This is a genomic window from Agromyces sp. GQ35, from assembly GCF_059758475.1.
In genome coordinates this window covers 473086-493613 of sequence record NZ_JCAXEO010000002.1, presented here as the reverse complement: position 1 = coordinate 493613, position 20528 = coordinate 473086, and the positions used below count along the sequence as shown (strand labels likewise).

Below are 20528 nucleotides of genomic sequence, written 5' to 3'. Positions count from 1 at the left end.
CACCGGCTGTGGCCGTCCTCACGCAGCCGGAAGGCTGGAGTCATGCTTCAGACACGACTCCGCAGGCCCCGTGCCGCCATGGGTTCCGCTCTCGCCGCGGTCGCAGCCGGAGGGCTCGTCGCCGTCGCCTTCGCCGGTTGCGGCGTCGCCGGGCCAGGCTCCGTCTCGACCGTGGGCAAGGTCGAGTTCGACACGCCGCTCGCGATCCCGCCGCTCGCTGAGGCGACCGTCGATGCCGGCGGCACTCGCGTCTTCACGCTCGACGCGCGTGCGGGCGAAACCGAATTCGAACCGGGCGAGCCGAGCAGCACCTGGGGATTCAACGGCAGCTACCTCGGGCCCACGCTCGTCGCCAAGCGCGGCGAGCATGTGCGCGTCGACGTCACGAACTCACTCCAGGAACCGACGACCGTGCACTGGCACGGCATGCATCTGCCGGCTGAGATGGATGGAGGACCGCATCAGATGGTCGACCCGGGTCGCGCGTGGTCACCCGAGTGGGACATCGATCAGCAGGCATCAACGCTCTGGTACCACCCGCATCCCCATGGCGAGACGGAGGATCACGTCTCACGCGGCCTCGCAGGCATGTTCATCGTGCAGGACGACGCGGAGGCTGCGCTCGACCTGCCTCGCGAGTACGGCGTCGACGACGTGCCGGTCATCGTGCAGGACACCGGCTTCTCGAGCGAGGGACGGCGGGAACCGAACCCGTATGGATACGCAGGCGGTCTCGGCGACGAGCTCATCGTCAACGGCACCCGCGGGCCGTATCTCGAGGTGAACGACGAGCTCGTGAGGCTCCGACTCCTGAACGCCTCGACCGCTCGCAGCTACGCGTTCACCTGGAGCGACGGGCGGCCGGTCGAACTCATCGCCACCGACGGAGGGCTGCTGGAGGCATCCGTCGAACTCGACCACGTTCGGCTGTCGCCGGGGGAGCGCGCCGAGGTGCTCGTGCGCATGACGCCCGGCGAACGGCTCGTCCTGCAATCGCGCATGACACCCGAGATCGCAGCGCTGCACCCGGGCGTCGCGGCCGTCAACGGCGGAACGGACTCGTACGACGTGCTCGAGCTGCGCGCCGCCGATTCCCTCGACCCGGCGCCGGCGGTTCCCGAGCGGTTGATCGCCATCCCCGGTCTCGATGAGACGGAGGTCGCGATGACCCGCACCTTCGAACTCAACGACAGCTTCGAGATCAACGGCGACTCGATGGAGATGGGTCGCATCGATGAGACGGTCACGGTCGACACGCTCGAACGGTGGATCGTCGAGAACGCGACCCAGGTGCCGCACAGCTTCCACGTGCACGACGTGCAGTTCCGAATCGCCTCGATCGGCGGCGCAGCGCCGCCGCCCGAGCTCGCGGGGTGGAAGGACACGATCTACACCGAACCCGAGACCGAGTACGAGCTGCTCATGCGGTTCGAGGACTACACCGACGCCGACACGCCGTACATGTACCACTGCCACCTGCTGTGGCACGAAGACCAGGGGATGATGGGCCAGTTCGCCGTCGTCGAGCCGGGCCAGCGTGCGACGATGACTGAGGGAACCCACCATGAGCACTGACACCGAGACCAGCATCGACCGCCAGGGCACGCCCGGCGAGGGTGCAGCGGATGGCGCGTCGAAGCGCCGCGGCTACTGGTCGCTGTGGGCGGCGGTACCGAGGGAGTTCGCGTTCCTCATCGTGACGATGCCGATCGCGATCACCGGACTCGTGCTGTTGACGTCGATCTTCTTCACCGGTCTCGGCCTGATCTTCATCGTCTTCGGCATCTTCATCCTCGTCGCCTCGCTCTTCATCGCCCGGGGCTTCGGCACGCTCGAACTCGTACGGCTGCGATGGGCCGGCGGCGGCGCCATCCGTCGCCCGGCCTGGGAACACACCGACCGAGACCAGGGCTTCTGGCGCACGATGTTCGCACCGTTCGTCGACGGGCACTACTGGCTCTACCTGCTCCACGGCATGGTGATCAACCCCATCGTCAGCGTCGTCTCATGGACGCTCACCGTCGTCTGGACCTCGGTCGCGCTCGGCGGCACGACCGGATGGATCTGGCAGCGCTACCTTCCCGACGAAGGGCGCGACTTCTGGCTCAGTGAGGTCGTCGTCGACTTCTTGCTGCCCGGACAGGGCGTCGAACTCGATCCGCGCGTCGCGGAGCCGATCTTCGAGTTCGTCGTCGGGCTCATCTTCCTCGCGACCATGCCGTTCGTGTTCCGCCTGCTCACGCTGCTGCACGATGTCATCGCACGCGGCGTGCTCGGCTCGTGGCGCTCCGAGGCGCTCGAGCGCGAAGTCGCCCAACTCTCCGCCTCGCGCGGGGCGGCAGTGCAGGCCGAGGACGCATCGCTGCGCCGACTCGAACGCGACATCCACGACGGTCCGCAGCAGCGGCTCGTGCGGCTGCAGATGGACCTCGCCGCGATCGAGCGCAAGCTCGAGCGCGATCCCGATTCGGCGCGCGAACTGCTCGGAGAGGCCCGCGCACAGGCCCGTGACACGCTCGACGAGCTGCGCGCCCTCTCCCGCGGCTTCGCGCCGCCCATCCTGCAGGACCGCGGGCTGGCCGTCGCCCTGCAGTCGCTCGCCGCGCGCAGCCCAGTCCCGGTCACCATGGAGATCGCACTGCCGACGGATGCCGCATTGCCGGCGCCGATCGAGCGCAATGCCTACTTCGTGGCCGCCGAATTGCTCACGAACACCGTGAAGCACGCGGAGGCCAGCGGCATCCGGCTCGCCGTCTCGACCAGGGACACCGGCGCGACGGGGCACTGGATCGACCTCTGGGTGACCGACAACGGGCGCGGCGGCGCGACGCTGACGAGCGGACACGGACTCGCCGGCCTCAACGAGCGCGTGCAGGGGCTGCGCGGCGTGCTCATCATCGACAGCCCCGTCGGCGGCCCGACCACGATCGGTGCGCACATCCCGTACACCCCGCTCGCCCGTTCGCCGATCGGGTAGGCACACCAGGGCCGCACCGTCGATCGAGGAGGCCCGCCAGGGCCGTATCGAGATCCCGAACACGCGGCCCGGGCAGTCGGTCGCCCGCCGCTACCCTGAGGTCATGACCGACCTCGCCCGCGGGCCGCTTCGCATCGTCCTCGCCGAAGACTCCGTGCTGTTGCGTGAGGGGCTGGTGCGTCTCTTCGATGAGGCGGGGTTCGTGACCGTCGCGTCGTACGGCGAGGCCGATTCGCTCGTGGCCGCGATCGACGAGACCGACCCCGACCTCGCCGTGCTCGACGTGCGGATGCCGCCGACGTTTCGTGATGAAGGCGTGCGTGCCGCAATCGAACTGCGTCGCCGCAAGCCCAAACTCGGCGTGCTGCTGCTCAGCCAGTACGTCGAGGGCACGTACGCGCACGAGTTGCTCTCGTCGGGCGAGGGCGGCATGGGGTACCTGCTGAAAGACCGTGTCGCCTCACTCGACGAACTCGAGGACGCGGTCGAACGGGTGAGCCAGGGCGGCACGGTACTCGACCCGCAGGTCGTTCGCGAGCTGCTCGCCCGACGCAGCGACCCGCTCGAGACGTTGACGCCCCGCGAGCGCGAGGTGATGACGCTCATGGCCGAGGGGCGAACCAACGCCGGCATCGCCACGCAGCTGTTCATCGGCGTGGGCGCCGTGGAGAAAAACGTCACCTCGATCTTCCAGAAGCTCGGCCTCGAAGACTCGGGCACCGATCATCGCCGGGTGCTCGCGGTGCTCACCTGGCTGCAGCGCTGACGTCTCGTCAGCCGTCACCGCCGCTGCTGCGACGGAGCGGCTCATGCGCCTGCATCACGAAGCGGTAGCTGCGGTAGCCGAACCGCATCCAGAGCGTGAAGGACGCCAGCGCGACGACGGCGCCGAGCGAGATCGACCAGCCGATCGATCCGATGATCGCGAAGCCGACCGCTCCCACCAGCAGCCCGATCAGCGCGGTGTTCACCACCAGCATCACCATCATCGAGCTGCCGAAGACCTGCGACCGGCCTCGCGCGGCGAACGGGAAGTAGGTTCGCACTGCACCTGCCTCGTCGTCGGTGGTGCCGGTGACGAAGTAGCGCTCGAGCCCGGGGTCGAGATCGACATACGCGCCGCGCAGGCGATTCATCGCGAGCACGTAGGCGAGGTCCTCGGTGGCGGTGTTGAAGACGCGCAACTGGGTGATGACGCCGAGGAGCGCGAGCATCGTCAGCACCCCGAGCGCCGCGATGCCGAACCAACCGCGGAACCCGGTCGCATTGCCGAGCACGCCGAGGGTGACGAGGCCGGCCGAGACGAGGGTGAGGAAGATCGCGATGCGGGTGAGTACCTCGCTCTGCGTGGTGCTCCGCGATGCGAGCAGGCTCCAGTGCTCGGTCGCGAGCATTTGCGCGCGCAGCGACTTCTGCGCGTCGGTGAGTCGCGCGACGTCGTCGTCAGACGACACGGGCCCGGATGCATCCGCCGTCATAACGGCATTCTGCACCCGGGCCCGTCAGGCCGCTATCGCGACTACTTCACGGCGACGTGCGAGAAGAGGAACCAGCGGTCCTTGTCGAGGCCGCGGCGGATCTCGATCGCGACGTCTTGGCTGACCGGGTCGAGCGCGTCGAGGCCCTCGATCGCCTCGGCGACCTTCTCGGCGGCGAGGTCGATCTGCGCGACGACGTCGGCGATCGCCTCGTCGTAGGGCTGGAAGCCGAGCTTCGGGTTCGCGGCACCGCTCTTGTCGGCGACCGACTTCAGGCGGCCGTCGACCGGCAGGCCGAGCGCGACGACACGCTCCGCGGCGAGATCGGCCCACTCCTGCGCGTGTGCCACGACGACGTCGAGCAGCTCGTGCACGGCGATGAAGTTCACACCGCGCACGTGCCAGTGCGCCTGCTTGCCGTTGACGGCGAGGGCGACGAGCTCCTGCACGACGGGCGTGAGGAACTGGGCGACGCCCGAGGCGACGTCGGCGTTCGCGCCGGTCTTCGGCGTCTTCGGAGCGGTCTTGGTGTCGGTCATGTGGTCCACCTTCCCTGATACGTATGTCTCCTTCAACGCTACGCGGATGCCGGTGTATTTCAAGGAAGGGAAGGCTCGGCTCATGCAGGTCGAGATCCGGCCGCGCGCCGTGAACGACGGGGGCCCGGTGAAGGGCGTGGCTCGGAGTCGATACGAACCGCAAGAGCCGGTGATGGAGGGGATGACGGGAATCGAACCCGCGTAATCAGTTTGGAAGACTGAGGCTCTACCATTGAGCTACATCCCCGTGCGCCCTCGCGGGCACTGCATCATCGTAGTACACGAAGCAGTGCCGATCGTGACGCTCGGCCCGCAGTCGCGGGCTACCGCAGCTCGGCGATCAACCGGATCGTGCCTCGTGCCAGTCGCAACTGACGTTCATACGTCGCCGCGAGGACCACGAGCAGCACTCCCGCGATGCCGAGCCAGAGCCACCACCACACCGCCTCGTAGAGCGCGGTGATCCACGGCCAGAGTTGCACGATCGCGTGCACGAGCAGCACGGCCCCGCCGAGCAGCAAGGGTGCCTGCAGGCGACGCACCGCGCCACCGACGACGGCGGCGAGCGCGACGACGCCGAGCGCGACGATGCGCCAGAGCTGCGGGTCGGTGAAATCGGCGAGGAGCGCAGGGAGCAACAGCACGGCCAGGCCCGGCCCGAGGGCGGGCCAACTGCCCGACTCGGGGGCTCGGCGCATGCGGATCCATCCCGCGCCGATGAGTGCGAGACCGATCGGTGCGGTGATGAGGTCGAACGGATCGACCGTGCCCGACGCGAGGCCGAAGACGCCGCCGACGACGAGTACGCCGAGCGTCGCCCAGCGGAACTCGGGTCCGGCGAACGGGCGGCTGTGCGTCATCGACGCGCCGATATGCGCCACTGCGAGCACCGTGAAGAGCACCGCGGCTCGCAGCGCGGAAGCCTCGCCCGCCACGATGGCGAGCAGGGTCGGAATCACGGCGATCACGACGGATGCCGCGAGCATCGCCTCGCCGACCCAACCCGGGTGCGACTCGGTCCTGACCCACATCACCGCGAGCGCCAGGCCGGCCGCGAGGGCCACGAGGGGCCAGAACTCGACGAGCAGCACGCTGTCGCCGAGGTCACGAGCGATGGCTGACCCGCGGACCAGGCCTGCGCCGGTGACGGCGGCCCACCCGGAGATCACCCCGAGGAGTCGCACTGGCACGGCGCGTGCCGTCTCGGGGAGGAATACCGCGGCGATCGCCACCACGATGCCGATCGCGGCGAGGAGCAGTGTGCGGAGTTCGGACTCGGCGGCCGATCCGACACTCGGCAGTACGGCGATCGCCGCCGCGGCACCGAACAGCGCCGTGCGGCCGCCGCCGAGGGCGCCACTGTTGAGCCGCCGCCAGGTGATGAGCCCGCCAGTGATCGCGAGTGCAGCGGCGAGGGGGAGCGTGTACGCCTCGACATTGTCGACCCCGTCGCCGGCCAGCCAGCTCCACACCGTCGCGACAGCGAGCCCGAGGCTCAGCCAGGCGAGATGCCTGCCCGGCTGCTGACCGGCGATCGGGTCGCCAGTGAGTGCGGCGAGAACGATGGGTACCGGGGTCAGCACCAGCAGTGCGAGCCAGGTCGTATCCGCCGCCGGCCAACTCGTCATCGTCGTCGTGAGTGCGGCAAGACCCGCGAGGCCGACCGCGCCGGCCCAGACCGGCCGCGCAGCACCGCGTCGAGTCGGTACCAGATGTGCAAGGGCAGCCCCGAGCAGCGTGGCGCCGGCGAGGCCGATCGCCACGAACTCCGACCCGAAGATCAGCTCGACGGCGATCGCCGACGTGGCGGCGAGCGCGAGCGGCGTCGCCGCGGCGAACGGGACGCGAAGCGCTGTGGGGGAGCCGACGCGGACCCACAGGATGCCCGCGACGACGAACACGAGCGCAGGCAACCAGCGGAGCGCTGCACCGGTGTCGAAGGAGAGTGCGAACCCCGAGATGACGGATGCCGCGAACAGCGGCACGATCGAAGCGAGCCGATCGCTCGTGGAACCTCGTCGCATCACGGCGGCTGCGGCCAGCACGGCTGCCGTGGTGGTGGCGAGCCACATCCACGGGGAGGTCCACGATGCCGCGAGACGTACTTCGGAGGCCGTGATCCAGAAGGGAACCGATGCCACGGCGCCGACGACGAGCGTGGAAGCGATCGCGAGATGCGCCGAGCCGATCGCCGCGCCGGCGTCATCGGGCCAGACACGACGCGAGAACACCCTGCCGATCACCGCGAGTACGACGACGAGTGCCGTGACCCACGGCCAGAGCGCCGAGCTCGAGTAGCCCACGCACCAGGCGAGCGCTGCGCCGGCGACGCCGATGACGACGAGCGGCACGAGCAGTGCGGGCAGCGCGAAGCGTCGGAGGACGATCGCCAGCGCCAGAGCGCCGCCCGCGACGGCGAGCAGTCCGAACGAGGTGACGGTGACGTTCGGAGCCACGGACGCCGCGACGAGGGCGCCGGCGAGCGACGCCCCGATGGGAATCGCGGCCAGCGTGCGGGCGCGACGGATCAGCATTGCGACAACCAGTGCGCCGATGGCGACGACGAACGGCACCAGCACGATTGCGAGATCGCTGTCGGGTGCCAGGGTGTCGAGCGGCTCGTCGAGGCCGAGGTTCCAGGGCGGCAGGGTCGTCGTGACTCTGGCGGCGATGGCGCTCAGGCCGAGCACGGCGGCCGGAACTGACGACGCGACGGCGACGACCACGGCGGCGACGCAGGCCCACGTCGAGTCGTGAGACGGCTGTCCGCGCAGGCGAACGCCGGCCGCGATCAGGCAGCTGACGAATCCGGCGGCGGCCGGTGCGAGCCAGAGGGCGACTTCGGAGTCGAGTTCGGTCGCGATCGAGACGGTCGGCGCCAACGCGAGTCCGAGGCCGAACGCCAGTGCTGCGATGCGCCCCCATGCCGGCGAGAAGCCGCCGCGCACGCGCACAGCAACGAGCGCCGCGAGCCACGCCGCAGCGACGGCGAGGTACGTCCACATCTGATGCCACGGTGCGTCGTCGAACGCCCAGAACGCCGTGACCAGGGCGATCGTCCCGCCGGTGAACCCCGCCGACAGCAGGATGATGCGTTCAACGATGCGGGGCAGCATCACGGCTGCCGAGCCGAGCACGGCGACGGCGAGCGACCCGAGCCACCAGCGGGTGCTGAGCTGCCCCTCCGGTGCGGCCTCGCCGGCGAGCAGGAACACTCCGATCGGCGCCAGGGCGGCCGCTGCGAATCCGGCGACGCGGATGCCGCTGACCGTCCGTACTCCCAGCAGCACGGCGGCAACGACGAGCAATGCGCCGCCGGTGTACCCGACCGTGCTCAATGCCTCGGTGCCGAACAGGTCGTTGGCCCGCACGATCCAGACGTCGAGCAGCAGCAGCACGATCGCGACCGACGCCACCCCCTCGGCGGTGCCCGGCAGGCGTCGCGCCCGCAGCAGCCAGGCGACGCCGAGCACGAGCACGCTGGCGGCGGCGATGATGACCGAACGCACCTCGAGGCTCGCCACGAGGTAGGCGACGAAGAGGAAGACGATCGCCGTGATCGAGATCAGCACGACGCCGAGCGTGAGCAGCAGCACCTGCACGCCGGATCGTCCGGAGCGGCCGGATGCAGCAGGCGCGGAAGGCGCCGGCGTCGGCGCGCCGACCGGCGCGGCGGCCTGGGTCGAGGCTTGCTGCGCCGGCTCGACCACCGTGGTCGGGGCCGGTTGCTGCGGAGCCGGGATCGCCGGTGCCGCCGCGCCGGCCGATGCTGCCGCCTGGGCGGTGATCGACGCGGAGAGGGCGGCCGCGGCATCCGACGCACTCGATACCTGCGCCGCGCGCATGCCCGTGATCACCGATTGCCGACTCGCCTCGGCCTGGTGGACGCGCTGCCCTGCCGCGAGCAGCTCGGCGCCGGCCGGAACCGCGAGATCGAGGCCGCACGTCGAACACATCGCCGAGCTCAGCGCGCTGAAGCAGGCGGGGCACAGGGTCGTGTCGATCAGTTGCGCCGCACTGGCGGGCCAGCGCCGGAGATCGTTCCGGGTACCGGGGGAGAGGTCGGTCATGCGCACACTCTGCCATGCGCGCCGCACCCGTCAACGGTTCATCCACAGCGCGAGTCGGCAGGCGGCTCGAGGCGCGCATCACGACGAGCTCACCCTGTGCAGTAGACTTTCCCGGGTTCATCCGTCTGACGCATGCATTCGCATGCCCGCGTGGATGGGCCGACGAGTTGAGTTGCGACTCGGGGCGTAGCTCAGCTTGGTAGAGCGCCCGCTTTGGGAGCGGGAGGTCGCAGGTTCGAATCCTGTCGCCCCGACGAGTTCCACGACTCGACACGAACTTCCACACAACAGGAGATCTTCCACATGCCGACCACTTCGGTTGAGAAGCTGAGCCCGACTCGCGCCAAGCTCACCATCTCGGTGACGCCCGAGGAGCTGAAGCCCAGCATCACCCACGCTTACAGCCACATCGCCGAGCAGATCAACGTGCCCGGTTTCCGCAAGGGCAAGGTGCCGCCGCCCATCGTCGACCAGCGCGTCGGCAAGGGCGCCGTGCTCGAGCACGCCGTCAACGAGGGCCTCGACGGGTTCTACCGCGCCGCCGTGGCCGAGCACGAGCTGCGCCCCCTGGGCCGGCCCGAGGCCGACATCGTCGAGTGGCCCAGCGACAAGGACTTCTCCGGCGACCTGCTGCTCGCCATCGAGGTCGACGTGCGCCCCGAGATCGAGCTGCCCGCCTACGACGGCATCGAACTCACGGTCGACTCGGTCGAGGTCGCCGACGACGAGGTCTCCGAAGAGCTCGAACGCCTGCGGAGCCGCTTCGGCACGCTCATCACGGTCGACCGCCCCGCCAAGACCGGTGACTTCGTCACACTCGACCTCGTCGCGATGATCGAAGAGACCGAGGTCGACACGGCGAGCGGCATCTCCTACGAGCTCGGCTCGGGCGAGCTGCTCGAAGGCATCGACGAGGCGCTCGACACGCTGTCGGCCGGCGAGACCACGACCTTCGCGTCGAAGCTCCTGGGCGGCGACCACGAGGGCGAGACCGCCGAGATCACCGTCACCGTCACCGCCGTGAAGGAGCGCGAGCTTCCCGAGGCCGACGACGACTTCGCGCAGATCGCGAGCGAGTTCGACACCCTCGCAGAGCTGACCGACAGCCTCAAGGAGCAGGTCGCACGCAACAAGTCCTTCGGCCAGGGCAGCCAGGCCCGCGACCTCCTCGTCGACAAGCTCCTTGAGCTCGTCGAGGTGCCGGTCGCCCAGGCCGTCATCGACGACGAGGTGCACCGTCACCTCGAGAACGAGAACCGCCTCGAAGACGACGAGCACCGCGCAGAGGTCGCCGAGTCGAGCGAGAAGGCGTTCAAGACGCAGATCCTGCTCGACTCGATCGCCGAAGCCGAAGGCGTGCAGGTCAGCCAGGACGAGCTCACCCAGTACCTCGTGCAGGGTGCAGCCCAGTACGGCATGGACCCGAACGAGTTCGTGCAGGCGCTGAGCCAGAACGGCCAGATCCCCGCCATGGTCGGCGAGGTCGCGCGCAACAAGGCGCTCGCGATCGCGCTCGGCAAGGCGAAGGTCACGGATGCCGCCGGCAAGTCGGTCGACCTCTCCGAGTTCACGGCCGTCGGTGACGCCGCCGAGGGCGAGGCGGATGACGCTGCCGAGACTCCGGCCGATGAGGCCGCTGAGAAGCCCGCGCCGAAGAAGCGCGCGACGAAGAAGGCCGACGCCGCCGATGAGGCCGCTGAGAAGCCCGCGCCGAAGAAGCGCGCAACGAAGAAGGCCGACGCCGAATAGTCGGAGATCGAACCCTCGAACGGGGCCGGGCACATCGCCCGGCCCCGTTCGTCGTCTGAGGAGATGCACATGTCGGATTGGCAGCACCGAGTCGACGCCGTGTGGGCGAACGCGGGGGAGCTCGACGACGACGAGGTGATCCGTCGCATCGATGCGCTCGCCTCCGAACGGCCCGACGGCGACTCCCTCGCGATGTTCGAACGAGCGGGCGCACGCGATTCGGCGGGTCGCGAAGCCGAAGCCGAACCGCTCTACCGTGCAGCGCTTGCGAACGGCCTCGCCGGCTCCGCGCGAGTGCAGGCGCACATCCAACTGGCCTCGACGCTGCGCAACCTCGGTCGGCCGCTCGAGTCGATCGAGCTGCTCGACGCGATCGAGCCCGACGCGGGCGAACTGCTCGATGCCGTCGTCGCCTTCCGCGCCCTCGCGCTGGTCGATGCCGGCGACGCCCGCCGCGCGGCATCCGACGCCCTCGCGGCCCTCGCGCCGCACCTCCAGCGCTACCGCGTGTCGCTTGCCGCATACGCCGCAGAGCTCGCCGCATCCGCCTAGGGCGAACAGTCCCGTTCGCGTGCGTTGCACCGGATAGATTCGAGTGAACGCGACAACGGAAACGGAGCGACACATGGCCGAACCGACACCAGGCACCGGTGTATTCGATCGACTGCTGAAAGACCGCATCATCTGGCTTGGTTCCGAGGTGCGCGACGAGAACGCCAACGAGATCGCTGCGAAGCTCCTGCTCCTCGCCGCAGAAGATGCCAAGAGAGACATCTTTCTCTACGTCAACTCGCCCGGCGGCTCGATCACCGCGGGCATGGCGATCTACGACACGATGCAGTTCGTGCCGAACGACATCGTGACGGTCGGCATCGGCATGGCCGCCTCGATGGGGCAGCTGCTGCTCACGGCCGGCACCAAGGGCAAGCGGTACATCACCCCCAACGCCCGAGTGCTGCTGCACCAGCCGCACGGCGGCTTCGGCGGTACCGCGAGCGACATCCAGACGCAGGCGCAGCTCATCCTCGACATGAAGAAGCGCCTCGCTGAGATCACGGCGGCGCAGACGGGCAAGACCGTCGAGCAGATCAACGCCGATGGCGACCGCGACCGGTGGTTCAACGCACAGCAGGCCCTCGAGTACGGCTTCGTCGACCACATCCGCGAATCGGCGCTCGACGTCGCCGGCGGCGGCGGAACCCAGGCGTAGGCACTCGAGAGAAGAGAGAACGAGCGAATGAACATCCCTGCTTTCGGTGGCACCGCCTTCAACGGCGTCCAGGCACCGGGCTCGCGCTACATCCTGCCGAGCTTCGAGGAGCGCACGGCCTACGGCTACAAGCGCCAAGACCCCTACGCGAAGCTCTTCGAGGACCGCATCATCTTCCTCGGCGTGCAGGTCGACGATGCATCCGCCGACGACATCATGGCGCAGTTGCTCGTGCTCGAGTCGATGGACCCCGACCGCGACATCATCCTCTACATCAACTCTCCCGGTGGCTCGTTCACCGCGATGACGGCGATCTACGACACGATGCAGTACATCCGCCCGCACATCCAGACGGTGGTGCTCGGCCAGGCCGCGTCGGCGGCGGCGGTCATCGCCGCTGCAGGCACGCCCGGCAAGCGCCTCGCGCTGCCCAACGCACGCATCCTGATCCACCAGCCCGCGATGGGTGAGGCCGGTCATGGCCAGGCCTCAGACATCGAGATCCAGGCGGCCGAGATCCTGCGCATGCGCGGCTGGCTCGAAGAGACGCTCTCGCGTCACTCGAACCGCACGCAGGAGCAGGTCAACACCGACATCGACCGCGACAAGATCCTGTCCGCGGCCGAAGCGCTGGAGTACGGACTCATCGACCAGGTGCTCACCTCGCGCAAGAGCCTTCCGGCGATCACGCGGTAACGCGAACCGTGAACGCGGCGGATGACTGGCTGAACGACAGCCGCGCCATCCGCCGCGTTTCGCTGGATCCGGATGCCGCGATCGACCGTGTCGCCTGGCCGGCGAGCATTCCCGCGATCGATCAGTTGATCGGCGACGGCGGCATCGACTTCCCGCCGGGCTTGACGTTCCTCGTGGGCGAGAACGGCAGCGGCAAATCGACGCTGCTCGAGGGCATCGCGACGGCCTACGGGTTGCCGCCCGAGGGCGGCAGCAACAACGGCGGCATGTCGACTCGCCCGAGCGAGTCGCCGCTCTCTGAATGGTTGCGCATCGAACGCAGCCCGTCGGCGCCCAAGTGGGGGTTCTTCCTCCGCGCCGAGACCATGCACGGCTATTACAGCTACCTCGAGGGGCTGCCCGGCAGTCCCGACCAGCACCTGCATTCGATGAGTCATGGCGAGTCATTCAACGACCTGCTCGACAACAAGCTCAACCATCCGCAGTACCTCGCCGGTCTCGTCTGCCTCGACGAGCCAGAGGCGGCGTTGTCGTTCTCCTCGATCCTGGGATGGATCGCCGGGCTCGATCGCATGGTCGCGCGCGGCACGCAGGTGATCTGCGCGACGCATTCGCCGGTGCTCGCATCGGTTCCCGGTGCGACGATCCTCGAATTGGGGGAGTGGGGCATCCGCGAAACCACGTGGGAGGAGCTCGAGCTCGTATCGCACTGGCGCCTGTACCTCGATGACCCGCGGCGCTATCTGCGCCACCTGCTCGACTGACGGCACGGTTCGCGGCCGGCGAACCGCAGGGCGTGTCGAATCCGGCAGGCTACGCTCGATCGGCCCGATCTCGGGCTAGGCTCGGAACAGACTCGTCGACAGGGAGGGTTTCGATGGCACGCATCGGAGAGAGCGCCGACCTGCTCAAGTGTTCCTTCTGCGGAAAGAGCCAGAAGCAGGTGCAGCAGCTCATCGCCGGACCCGGCGTCTACATCTGCGACGAGTGCGTGGAGCTCTGCAACGAGATCATCGAAGAGCGCCTTGCCGAGGCCGGCGAGACCGAGGCGGGCGAGTTCGAGCTGCCCAAGCCGAAAGAGATCTTCGGATTCCTCGAAGAGTACGTGATCGGCCAAGAGGCTGCGAAGAAGGCCCTCGCCGTTGCGGTGTACAACCACTACAAGCGTGTTCGCGCGCGCACGACGCTGACCTCGGCCGACGCCCGCGACGACGTCGAGCTCGCCAAGTCCAACATCCTGCTGATCGGCCCGACCGGGTGCGGCAAGACCTACCTCGCTCAGACGCTCGCGAAGCAGCTGAACGTGCCGTTCGCCGTCGCCGACGCCACGGCGCTCACCGAGGCGGGCTATGTCGGTGAAGACGTCGAGAACATCCTGCTGAAGCTCATCCAGGCCGCTGACTTCGACGTCAAGCGCGCCGAGACCGGCATCATCTACATCGACGAGGTCGACAAGATCGCGCGCAAGGCCGAGAACCCGTCGATCACGCGGGATGTCTCGGGCGAGGGCGTGCAGCAGGCGCTCCTGAAGATCCTCGAGGGCACGGTCGCATCGGTGCCGCCGCAGGGCGGGCGCAAGCACCCGCATCAGGAGTTCATCCAGATCGACACGACGAACGTGCTCTTCATCGTCGCCGGCGCATTCGCGGGCCTCGAAGACATCATCTCCTCCCGTGCGGGCAAGCGCGGCATCGGATTCGGCGCACCGCTGCACAACAAGGAAGACGAGGCCGACATCTTCAGCGAGGTGCTGCCCGAAGACCTCCACAAGTTCGGGCTCATCCCTGAGTTCATCGGCCGTCTGCCCGTCGTCGCGACCGTGACGCCGCTCGATCGCGAGGCGCTCATGGAGATCCTCACGGTGCCGAAGAACGCGCTCGTGCGGCAGTACCAGCGCATGTTCGAGCTCGATGGCGTCGAGCTCGACTTCGAGGAAGAGGCGCTGCAGGCCATCGCCGACCTCGCGGTGCTTCGCCAGACCGGGGCTCGCGGACTCCGCGCCATCATGGAAGAGGTGCTCGGACCGATCATGTTCGAGGTGCCCTCTTCGGCGGGTGTTGCGCGGGTCGTCGTGACGAAGGCCGCGGTGCTCGACAACGCCGCTCCCACGATCGTGCAGCACAAGCCGCGTCGCGCCGAGAAGTCGGCGTAGTCGCCGGCGAGAGCGAGCACGGCTCATTTTCCACACCGTCGTCGCGGGAGTCATCGCGGCCATCACCGGCTTCGCGAGCTCGTTCGCACTGGTGATCGCCGGCCTGCTCGCGGTCGGTGCGAACGAGACGCAGGCGGCATCCGGCCTGTTCGCGCTCTGTATCGCGACCGGGCTCACGTGCATCGCGCTGCCGCTCGTCACCCGTATGCCGGTCTCCTTCGCATGGTCGACACCGGGCGCGGCGCTCCTCGTCGCAGCTGCCGCCACGACGCAGCAGTTCGCAGCCGCGATCGGCGCCTTCATCGTCTGCGGAGTGCTGATCGTACTCGCGGGCCTGTGGCCGGCACTCGGCCGCGCGATCACGAGCATTCCGAAGCCGATCGCGAGTGCAATGCTCGCCGGCATCCTCTTCCCGATCTGCGTCGCGCCCGTGTTCGCGGCCGTCGAACAGCCCGCGATCGCGATACCGATGGTGCTCGTGTGGCTTCTATTCGCGCGCCTCGCCCCGCGATGGGCGGTGCCGGCTGCGATGCTCGTCGCCGTGGTGGGTATCGGGCTGATCGCCGGACCAGCCGTGCTCGAGAGCGAGGCAGTGCGGCCGCAACTCGAGTTCGTCGCCCCGATCTTCGACCCGTTCGTGATCGTGAGCCTCGGTCTGCCGCTCTTCATCGTGACGATGGCCGGCCAGAACGTGCCCGGGTTCGCGGTGATGTCGACCTTCGGCTACCGCCTTCCTCCTCGTCCGGTACTCGTCACCTCAGGCGCGGCGTCGGTTGCTGCGGCATTCGCCGGTGGGCACGCCATCAACCTCGCCGCCATCACCGCCGCGATCATGGCGAGCCCCGATTCGAACCCCGATCCCAAGCGGCGCTGGGTGGCGACCCTCACTTCCGGCATCGTCTACCTGCTGCTCGGTGCGGGTGCCGGTCTCGCTGCGGCGGTCGTGCAGGCCTCACCGCCGATCATCATCACGGCTGTCGCCGGGCTCGCGCTCCTCGGCGCCCTGGTCGCCTCCGTGACGAGCGCGCTCGAAGACTCAGCCCAACGCATCACTGCGATCGGCACGTTCCTCGTGACGGCATCTGGAGTGGTCGTCGCCGGCATCGGGTCGGCGTTCTGGGGGTTGATCGTCGGCGGGGTGCTCATGCTGTGGCTTCGACGGCCGAAGACTCGCTCGACGACGGCCGGTCTCGCCGGCCATGCGCCCGAACCCGAACCCGAACGCGTCGACGACACCCGGCGCGCCGATTCCGACCAGGAATAGTCAGTCGAACACCCGCACCAGTTGCCAGCGGTCGTCGTGGCGCTGCACATCGAAGACATGGCTCTCGCCGTCGTCGGCAGTGGCCTGGAATCGCCAACCCGCGATCTGCAGCGGCGCACGGCCAGGCGAGACATCGTGGTGTGCGATCGGCGCCCACCAGTCGCACTGGCCGACGAGCGTCGTCGGCGTATCGGTCACACGGTAGCGGCGGTCGCGCCAGACGAGTCGCTGCGGAAGCCCGACGTCGTTCGTCCACAACTCCACGAACTCACGGACGAGCGACATGGGCACCTCATCGATTCGAAGATACGTTCGATAATAGCATCGTGCTGCGGCACGCGAAACGCCGCCGTGCGATGAGCACGACGGCGTTCGCCCACGGCCACCGAGTGGCTGCGGACCCGTGTCTGCGTGGCGGTGTCAGGCCAGGTCGTCGTCGGTGCGCGCGCCGAAGACGATTTCGTCCCAGCTGGGCATCGAAGCGCGACCCTTCTTGGCGCCGTTGCGCGCCCCTGGAGGACTCGCGGAGGCCTTGCCGCCCCAGATGCTCCGGGCGGCCGTACCCGGCTTCTCCTCGACCGGCTGTTCCGGTGCCGGGGACTCCTGCACGGGAGCGGGCGCAAGCGGAGCGGGCGGCTGCTCCGCTTCGCTGCTCGCAGCCTCACGCTCGCCGCGACGACGGCGAAGGGCTTCGAGGAGGTCGGCCGTTTCGCCGAGCGTCTGTCTGGGCTCATCCGCTCGCTTGATCGCGGCGCGTGCTGCTGCCGGGCTCGATGCCTGGCTTCGTGCGTACGGGAGTGGTTCGAGATGCGGCGCCGTGTCGAAGTCGCCGTGTTCGGGCTCTTCGAAGGTGAAGGCTCCACTGTCGAAGCGCGACTCTTCGGACTCTGGGCTGACCGCGCGCAGGCGGGGGATGAGGCCGCCCTTCATCTCACCCTGCTGCGAGAGGGTGATCGCCTCGGAGTTCAGCGGCTGCAGCGACTGCTTTCGCGGCTCGAAGCTCCAGCGCGCGTCGTGGTCGATGGTTTCGGCCGTGAACTCGAGCTTGATGATCCAGCCGCGCTCCTCGTCTTTCCAGCTCGCCCAGCGCTCGCCATGTGCGCCCAGTTGCGAGAGGCGCTCACGGATGACGCCGCCGAACGTCGGCTGCTCGTCGGCCGGGTCGACCTCGGCGGTGACGTGGACCGGAACCGCGAGGGCCGAGGTGACCATGTGTTCGCGCTCGGCGAGCACCGGGCCCTCGAAACGGCGGATGTAATCGATGGCCGCACCGGTGACCTGGGCCACCTCATCGGCGGACATGCCGGCCCTGATGTGCGCCTGCACCTCTCGCGGCGAGGGTTTCGGCCCGGCGTGCTGCTCGGGCTGTGCCTGCCGGATGCGAGATTGCAGTACTTCATCGATCTCGATCCGGAAGCGCGCGCCATCGTCGGATGCGGCGAGCAACGCGCCGTTCTCGACTCCGATTACCTTGAGTTCCTGCATCGCGACAAGCCCTTCCGTGCCTTCGTCTCCGCCCAAGGATGCCATGTTCCGATGCGTGGTCGCGGGAATAGGGCGGGCGCGGCGGAAGTTGAGCACGAAGCAGCTGAGAGAACGCCGCAGAAGTGGTTTGCTTACGCAACCGTTTTGATGCAGACTATGGCCGCCGAATCTTCGGCGATGAGGAAATGGATGGGAATGGCAACGGATTACGACGCACCGAGGAAGACCGAAGACGACTCTGAGTCGATCGAGGCCCTCAAGGAGCGCGTCCCCGACAAGATGTCGGGCGTAGTGGATGTCGATGACGCCGACAACCCCGGTGGCTTCGACCTCGCTGGTGCCGATCTCTCCGACGTCGAACTCGACGTCGTGGTGCTTCCGCCGCAGGCTGACGAGTTCACCTGCGTGAACTGCTTCCTCGTGAAGCACCGTTCGCAGATCGACCACGAGACGAAGCTCGGACCGATCTGCTTGGAGTGCGCGTCCTAGACGCCCGGCTCATTAAGCTCAGGCCGTCGTGATCCATTGATCGCGGCGGCCAGTTCTTTCGGATGACGCGTCGAGACCAGCCAGTACGGCGTCGGATCCGCGGCGTCGGTGATGGGCACCCGCACGACGGGCTGCACCCAGCCGCGGATCACGAGGAACGCGCGCGCATCGAGGCCGGTACCGCGTTCGACGCGCGCCGCGTCATCCGTCGCCCCCACGGCGGTGCCGGTGTCATCGAGCGAGATCGACGCGCGCCCCGCGCGCAACCGCCGCTCCGACACCTCCACCACGGGGGCCGTGACGCTGAGCGAAGCGACCAGCGCGCCGTACAGCACGACACCGGTGATGATCCCGGCAGGCAGGGAGACCGGTGCCAGCACGAGGATGCTGGCGGGGATCAGGAGCAGGCTCGCGACGTAGATCCAGGGCGTCGGCCAGAGTTTCTCGCGGTAGTCGGGCATGGCTCTATTCGACCAGACTTCTGCACTACCCTCGAACAGTGACCGATTCCGTCGATGTGCTGATCACGGCCGACCGCCTGCCGGACTACGCCCATCCGGGCGACGCCGGCGCCGACCTCCATGCCGCCGAGTCCCTCGTGCTCGCACCCGGTGAGCGCGCCACGGTGGGAACCGGTGTCGCCATCGCCCTGCCCGACGGCTACGTCGCGTTCGTCGTACCGCGCTCGGGTCTCGCCTTCAAGCACGGCATCACGATCGTCAACGCACCGGGCACCGTCGATGCCGGCTACCGCGGGGAGATCAAGGTCTCGCTGTTGAACACCGATGCGAGAGAGTCGTACACGATCGAGGCCGGCGACCGCATCGCCCAGATCGTCGTGATGCCCGTCAGTCGAGCGCGGTTCGTCGAGGTCGACCGGCTGCCCGGCAGTCTGCGCGGCGATGGCGGGTTCGGTTCCACCGGTCTCGGCGAGCACAAGTCAGGAGTGAACGCGTGAGCGACATCGAGAACAACGGCGAGATTCCCGCCGAACAGCCCAAGTCCGCACCCGATGACCGGGCGATCGCCGGTCCCTTCGATGAGTCCGAGGCGAACCCCGTGCGTCCGTACGTCGATCTCGGTGGGGTCAAGGTGCTCCCGCGTGAGGGCCTGCACCTCCGACTCGAGGTCGAAGAGGGTACCAAGCGGGTCGTGGCCATCGGCCTCGACTACGCGAACTCGACCCTGCAGGTGCAGCCGTTCGCGGCACCGCGATCGAGCGGCCTCTGGCACGAGATCCGCGCGCAGATCGCAGATCAGATCGCACGCCAGGGTGGAACCACGACCGTCCGCGAAGGCACCTTCGGTCCCGAGCTGCTCGCCCAGATCCCCGTCGCAGCGGGCGAGGGCGGCCAGCAGGGTCAGATGCGGCTCGCTCGCTTCGTCGGCGTCGACGGCCCGCGCTGGTTCCTGCGCGGCGTGATCGCCGGTGAGGCGGCGGTCGACCCCGAAGCCGCGGCCAAGATCGAAGACCTCTTCCGCTCCGTCGTCGTCGTCCGCGGCAGCACGCCGATGCCGCCGCGAGACCTCATCCCGCTTCGCATGCCCGCGTCCTCCGCGGGCGCTCCGACCGTGTGACCGCGATGACGGATGCCCCTGGGCCCTCGCGACCCGACGATGGCGAGCGAGTGGATCCCGCCGCGGAACGCCAGCGGCCCGTCGCAGACGCCGGCGAATTCGGCCGGCAGTTCGCCGCGGCCGCCGAGAAGAGCGGGCTCGGTGCCCTCGCGCGCGACGAGAAGCTGAGCGCACGAGACCTGCTCACCGCGGTCGGCGGGGTGCGCGGCATCCTTGAAGCACTCTTGCCCGGGCTCGTGTTCCTCGTGGTCTACAGCGGGTTGACGAGCTTCGCCGGCCAAGAGGCCCAGGCGGCGCTCGTGCCCGCCCTCGCGGCATCCGTCGGTCTCGCCGTCGTCTTCACGGTGGCGCGGCTCATCACGAAGGGGCAGCCGACGCAGGCCATCGCCGGCCTCATCGGCGTGCTCGCCTCCGCCGCACTCGCGCTCTGGTCGGGCAACGCGCGCGACAACTACGTGCTCGGATTCTTCACGAACGCCGCGTACGCCGTCGCGCTCGTCGTGTCCCTCCTCGTGCGTTGGCCTGCCATCGGCCTCATCGTCGGTTTCCTGATGGGTGACGGCGTCGCGTGGAAGCAGGACAAGCGCAAGTACCGCGCCGCCCAGTTCCTCACGCTCGTCTGGGTGGGTCTGTTCGTCGCGCGCCTCGCGGTGCAACTGCCGTTCTACCTCGTCGACAACATCGAGGCGCTCGGCGCGACCAGGCTGCTCATGGGCGTCCCTCTGTATGCGCTCGTGCTGGTGTTCTCCTGGCTCGTCGTGCGGGCCGTCTACCCGTCATCGGCGCGCGCTGCCGAGTGATAGAGTTATCTCGACGTCGAGATAAATTCGCACACCGTGCG

General features: G+C 68.5%; 20 protein-coding genes and 2 tRNA genes. 15 read left to right on the top strand and 7 right to left on the bottom strand.

Annotated features, from left to right (window positions below; genetic code table 11):
- Window positions 1-42: 42 nt before the first annotated feature.
- The 3 genes from AC6CH0_RS14310 (at window position 43) to AC6CH0_RS14300 (ending at window position 3743) form a co-directional block, all read left to right on the top strand.
- Entirely contained in the window at window positions 43-1575 is a 1533-nt protein-coding gene (locus tag AC6CH0_RS14310; RefSeq protein WP_498101974.1) for a multicopper oxidase family protein, read from the top strand.
- Window positions 1565-2977 (top strand): sensor histidine kinase, encoded by a 1413-nt coding sequence (locus AC6CH0_RS14305; RefSeq protein WP_498101972.1) that lies wholly within the window; start codon window positions 1565-1567, stop codon window positions 2975-2977. Before AC6CH0_RS14310 ends, AC6CH0_RS14305 begins: the two co-directional genes overlap by 11 nt.
- A gap of 103 nt (window positions 2978-3080) precedes the next feature.
- Window positions 3081-3743: a response regulator transcription factor gene (locus AC6CH0_RS14300; protein ID WP_498101970.1), complete on the top strand. Its 663-nt coding sequence runs from the start codon at window positions 3081-3083 to the stop codon at window positions 3741-3743.
- Window positions 3744-3750: 7 nt separating this feature from the next.
- On the opposite strand, the gene AC6CH0_RS14295 is transcribed toward AC6CH0_RS14300, so the two are convergent.
- From AC6CH0_RS14295 to AC6CH0_RS14280, 4 genes are all read right to left on the bottom strand, one after another.
- Entirely contained in the window at window positions 3751-4455 is a 705-nt protein-coding gene (locus tag AC6CH0_RS14295; protein ID WP_498101968.1) for a hypothetical protein, read from the bottom strand.
- Between the two features lie 41 nt (window positions 4456-4496).
- Window positions 4497-4994 (bottom strand): Dps family protein, encoded by a 498-nt coding sequence (locus AC6CH0_RS14290; RefSeq protein ID WP_498101966.1) that lies wholly within the window; start codon window positions 4992-4994, stop codon window positions 4497-4499.
- 173 nt (window positions 4995-5167) lie between these two features.
- A tRNA-Gly gene (locus AC6CH0_RS14285) sits at window positions 5168-5241 on the bottom strand.
- A gap of 76 nt (window positions 5242-5317) precedes the next feature.
- A complete protein-coding gene (locus tag AC6CH0_RS14280) occupies window positions 5318-9064 on the bottom strand; it encodes an SCO7613 C-terminal domain-containing membrane protein (protein WP_498101964.1) in 3747 nt (1248 codons plus the stop codon).
- Between the two features lie 180 nt (window positions 9065-9244).
- On the opposite strand from AC6CH0_RS14280, the gene AC6CH0_RS14275 reads away from it, so the two are divergent.
- The 8 genes from AC6CH0_RS14275 (at window position 9245) to AC6CH0_RS14240 (ending at window position 16135) form a co-directional block, all read left to right on the top strand.
- Window positions 9245-9318 (top strand) — tRNA-Pro (locus tag AC6CH0_RS14275).
- 49 nt (window positions 9319-9367) lie between these two features.
- Window positions 9368-10813 carry a trigger factor gene (gene tig / locus AC6CH0_RS14270; RefSeq protein ID WP_498101962.1) on the top strand — a complete coding sequence of 482 codons (1446 nt, stop codon included), beginning with the start codon at window positions 9368-9370 and terminating at the stop codon, window positions 10811-10813.
- 69 nt (window positions 10814-10882) lie between these two features.
- Window positions 10883-11365 carry a tetratricopeptide repeat protein gene (locus AC6CH0_RS14265; RefSeq protein ID WP_498101960.1) on the top strand — a complete coding sequence of 161 codons (483 nt, stop codon included), beginning with the start codon at window positions 10883-10885 and terminating at the stop codon, window positions 11363-11365.
- 73 nt (window positions 11366-11438) lie between these two features.
- Window positions 11439-12023 (top strand): ATP-dependent Clp protease proteolytic subunit, encoded by a 585-nt coding sequence (locus AC6CH0_RS14260; protein WP_498101958.1) that lies wholly within the window; start codon window positions 11439-11441, stop codon window positions 12021-12023.
- 27 nt (window positions 12024-12050) lie between these two features.
- On the top strand, window positions 12051-12719 hold the full coding sequence (locus tag AC6CH0_RS14255) for an ATP-dependent Clp protease proteolytic subunit (protein ID WP_495353759.1): 669 nt from the start codon (window positions 12051-12053) through the stop codon (window positions 12717-12719).
- 8 nt (window positions 12720-12727) lie between these two features.
- Window positions 12728-13483: an AAA family ATPase gene (locus AC6CH0_RS14250; RefSeq protein WP_498101956.1), complete on the top strand. Its 756-nt coding sequence runs from the start codon at window positions 12728-12730 to the stop codon at window positions 13481-13483.
- Window positions 13484-13596: 113 nt separating this feature from the next.
- Complete coding sequence (gene clpX / locus AC6CH0_RS14245) at window positions 13597-14871, top strand: ATP-dependent Clp protease ATP-binding subunit ClpX (RefSeq protein ID WP_498101954.1); 1275 nt, start codon at window positions 13597-13599, stop codon at window positions 14869-14871.
- A 25-nt stretch (window positions 14872-14896) separates the two neighbouring features.
- Entirely contained in the window at window positions 14897-16135 is a 1239-nt protein-coding gene (locus AC6CH0_RS14240) for a benzoate/H(+) symporter BenE family transporter (protein ID WP_498102288.1), read from the top strand.
- Here the strand turns inward: AC6CH0_RS14240 and AC6CH0_RS14235 are convergent, their stop codons facing one another.
- Together AC6CH0_RS14235 and sepH are read right to left on the bottom strand one after the other, a co-directional pair.
- The gene (locus AC6CH0_RS14235) at window positions 16136-16420 is read right to left on the bottom strand and encodes a DUF6504 family protein (protein WP_498101952.1); all 285 of its coding nucleotides are present in this window, start codon (window positions 16418-16420) and stop codon (window positions 16136-16138) included.
- A 135-nt stretch (window positions 16421-16555) separates the two neighbouring features.
- Complete coding sequence (sepH, locus tag AC6CH0_RS14230; RefSeq protein WP_498101950.1) at window positions 16556-17620, bottom strand: septation protein SepH; 1065 nt, start codon at window positions 17618-17620, stop codon at window positions 16556-16558.
- 195 nt (window positions 17621-17815) lie between these two features.
- On the opposite strand from sepH, the gene AC6CH0_RS14225 reads away from it, so the two are divergent.
- A complete protein-coding gene (locus AC6CH0_RS14225) occupies window positions 17816-18109 on the top strand; it encodes a DUF4193 domain-containing protein (protein WP_129521115.1) in 294 nt (97 codons plus the stop codon).
- Here the strand turns inward: AC6CH0_RS14225 and AC6CH0_RS14220 are convergent.
- Window positions 18106-18570, bottom strand: coding sequence for a DUF3093 domain-containing protein (locus AC6CH0_RS14220; protein WP_498101948.1), 465 nt, complete (start codon window positions 18568-18570; stop codon window positions 18106-18108). The two genes, AC6CH0_RS14225 and AC6CH0_RS14220, sit on opposite strands and share 4 nt — an antisense overlap.
- Before the next feature lie 38 nt (window positions 18571-18608).
- On the opposite strand from AC6CH0_RS14220, the gene dut reads away from it, so the two are divergent.
- The 3 genes from dut to AC6CH0_RS14205 are packed head-to-tail and all read left to right on the top strand — an operon-like array spanning window position 18609 to window position 20487.
- Window positions 18609-19067 carry a dUTP diphosphatase gene (dut, locus tag AC6CH0_RS14215; RefSeq protein ID WP_498101946.1) on the top strand — a complete coding sequence of 153 codons (459 nt, stop codon included), beginning with the start codon at window positions 18609-18611 and terminating at the stop codon, window positions 19065-19067.
- A gap of 5 nt (window positions 19068-19072) precedes the next feature.
- Window positions 19073-19687, top strand: a complete 615-nt coding sequence (locus AC6CH0_RS14210) for a DUF3710 domain-containing protein (protein WP_498102286.1) — start codon at window positions 19073-19075, stop codon at window positions 19685-19687.
- 5 nt (window positions 19688-19692) lie between these two features.
- Entirely contained in the window at window positions 19693-20487 is a 795-nt protein-coding gene (locus AC6CH0_RS14205; protein WP_498101945.1) for a DUF3159 domain-containing protein, read from the top strand.
- The last annotated feature ends 41 nt before the right edge of the window (window positions 20488-20528 follow it).

Bases quoted from the DNA above. Each gene is read 5' to 3' on its own strand.
- AC6CH0_RS14280 (WP_498101964.1), bottom strand. From the start codon at position 9,064: ATGACCGACCTCTCCCCCGGTACCCGGAACGATCTCCGGCGCTGGCCC.
- AC6CH0_RS14255 (WP_495353759.1), top strand. From the start codon at position 12,051: ATGAACATCCCTGCTTTCGGTGGCACCGCCTTCAACGGCGTCCAGGCA.
- sepH (WP_498101950.1), bottom strand. From the start codon at position 17,620: ATGCAGGAACTCAAGGTAATCGGAGTCGAGAACGGCGCGTTGCTCGCC.
- tig (WP_498101962.1), top strand. From the start codon at position 9,368: ATGCCGACCACTTCGGTTGAGAAGCTGAGCCCGACTCGCGCCAAGCTC.
- AC6CH0_RS14295 (WP_498101968.1), bottom strand. From the start codon at position 4,455: ATGACGGCGGATGCATCCGGGCCCGTGTCGTCTGACGACGACGTCGCG.
- AC6CH0_RS14310 (WP_498101974.1), top strand. From the start codon at position 43: ATGCTTCAGACACGACTCCGCAGGCCCCGTGCCGCCATGGGTTCCGCT.
- AC6CH0_RS14220 (WP_498101948.1), bottom strand. From the start codon at position 18,570: ATGCCCGACTACCGCGAGAAACTCTGGCCGACGCCCTGGATCTACGTC.
- AC6CH0_RS14265 (WP_498101960.1), top strand. From the start codon at position 10,883: ATGTCGGATTGGCAGCACCGAGTCGACGCCGTGTGGGCGAACGCGGGG.
- AC6CH0_RS14205 (WP_498101945.1), top strand. From the start codon at position 19,693: ATGACGGATGCCCCTGGGCCCTCGCGACCCGACGATGGCGAGCGAGTG.
- AC6CH0_RS14260 (WP_498101958.1), top strand. From the start codon at position 11,439: ATGGCCGAACCGACACCAGGCACCGGTGTATTCGATCGACTGCTGAAA.
- AC6CH0_RS14225 (WP_129521115.1), top strand. From the start codon at position 17,816: ATGGCAACGGATTACGACGCACCGAGGAAGACCGAAGACGACTCTGAG.
- AC6CH0_RS14305 (WP_498101972.1), top strand. From the start codon at position 1,565: ATGAGCACTGACACCGAGACCAGCATCGACCGCCAGGGCACGCCCGGC.
- clpX (WP_498101954.1), top strand. From the start codon at position 13,597: ATGGCACGCATCGGAGAGAGCGCCGACCTGCTCAAGTGTTCCTTCTGC.
- AC6CH0_RS14300 (WP_498101970.1), top strand. From the start codon at position 3,081: ATGACCGACCTCGCCCGCGGGCCGCTTCGCATCGTCCTCGCCGAAGAC.
- AC6CH0_RS14235 (WP_498101952.1), bottom strand. From the start codon at position 16,420: ATGTCGCTCGTCCGTGAGTTCGTGGAGTTGTGGACGAACGACGTCGGG.
- AC6CH0_RS14290 (WP_498101966.1), bottom strand. From the start codon at position 4,994: ATGACCGACACCAAGACCGCTCCGAAGACGCCGAAGACCGGCGCGAAC.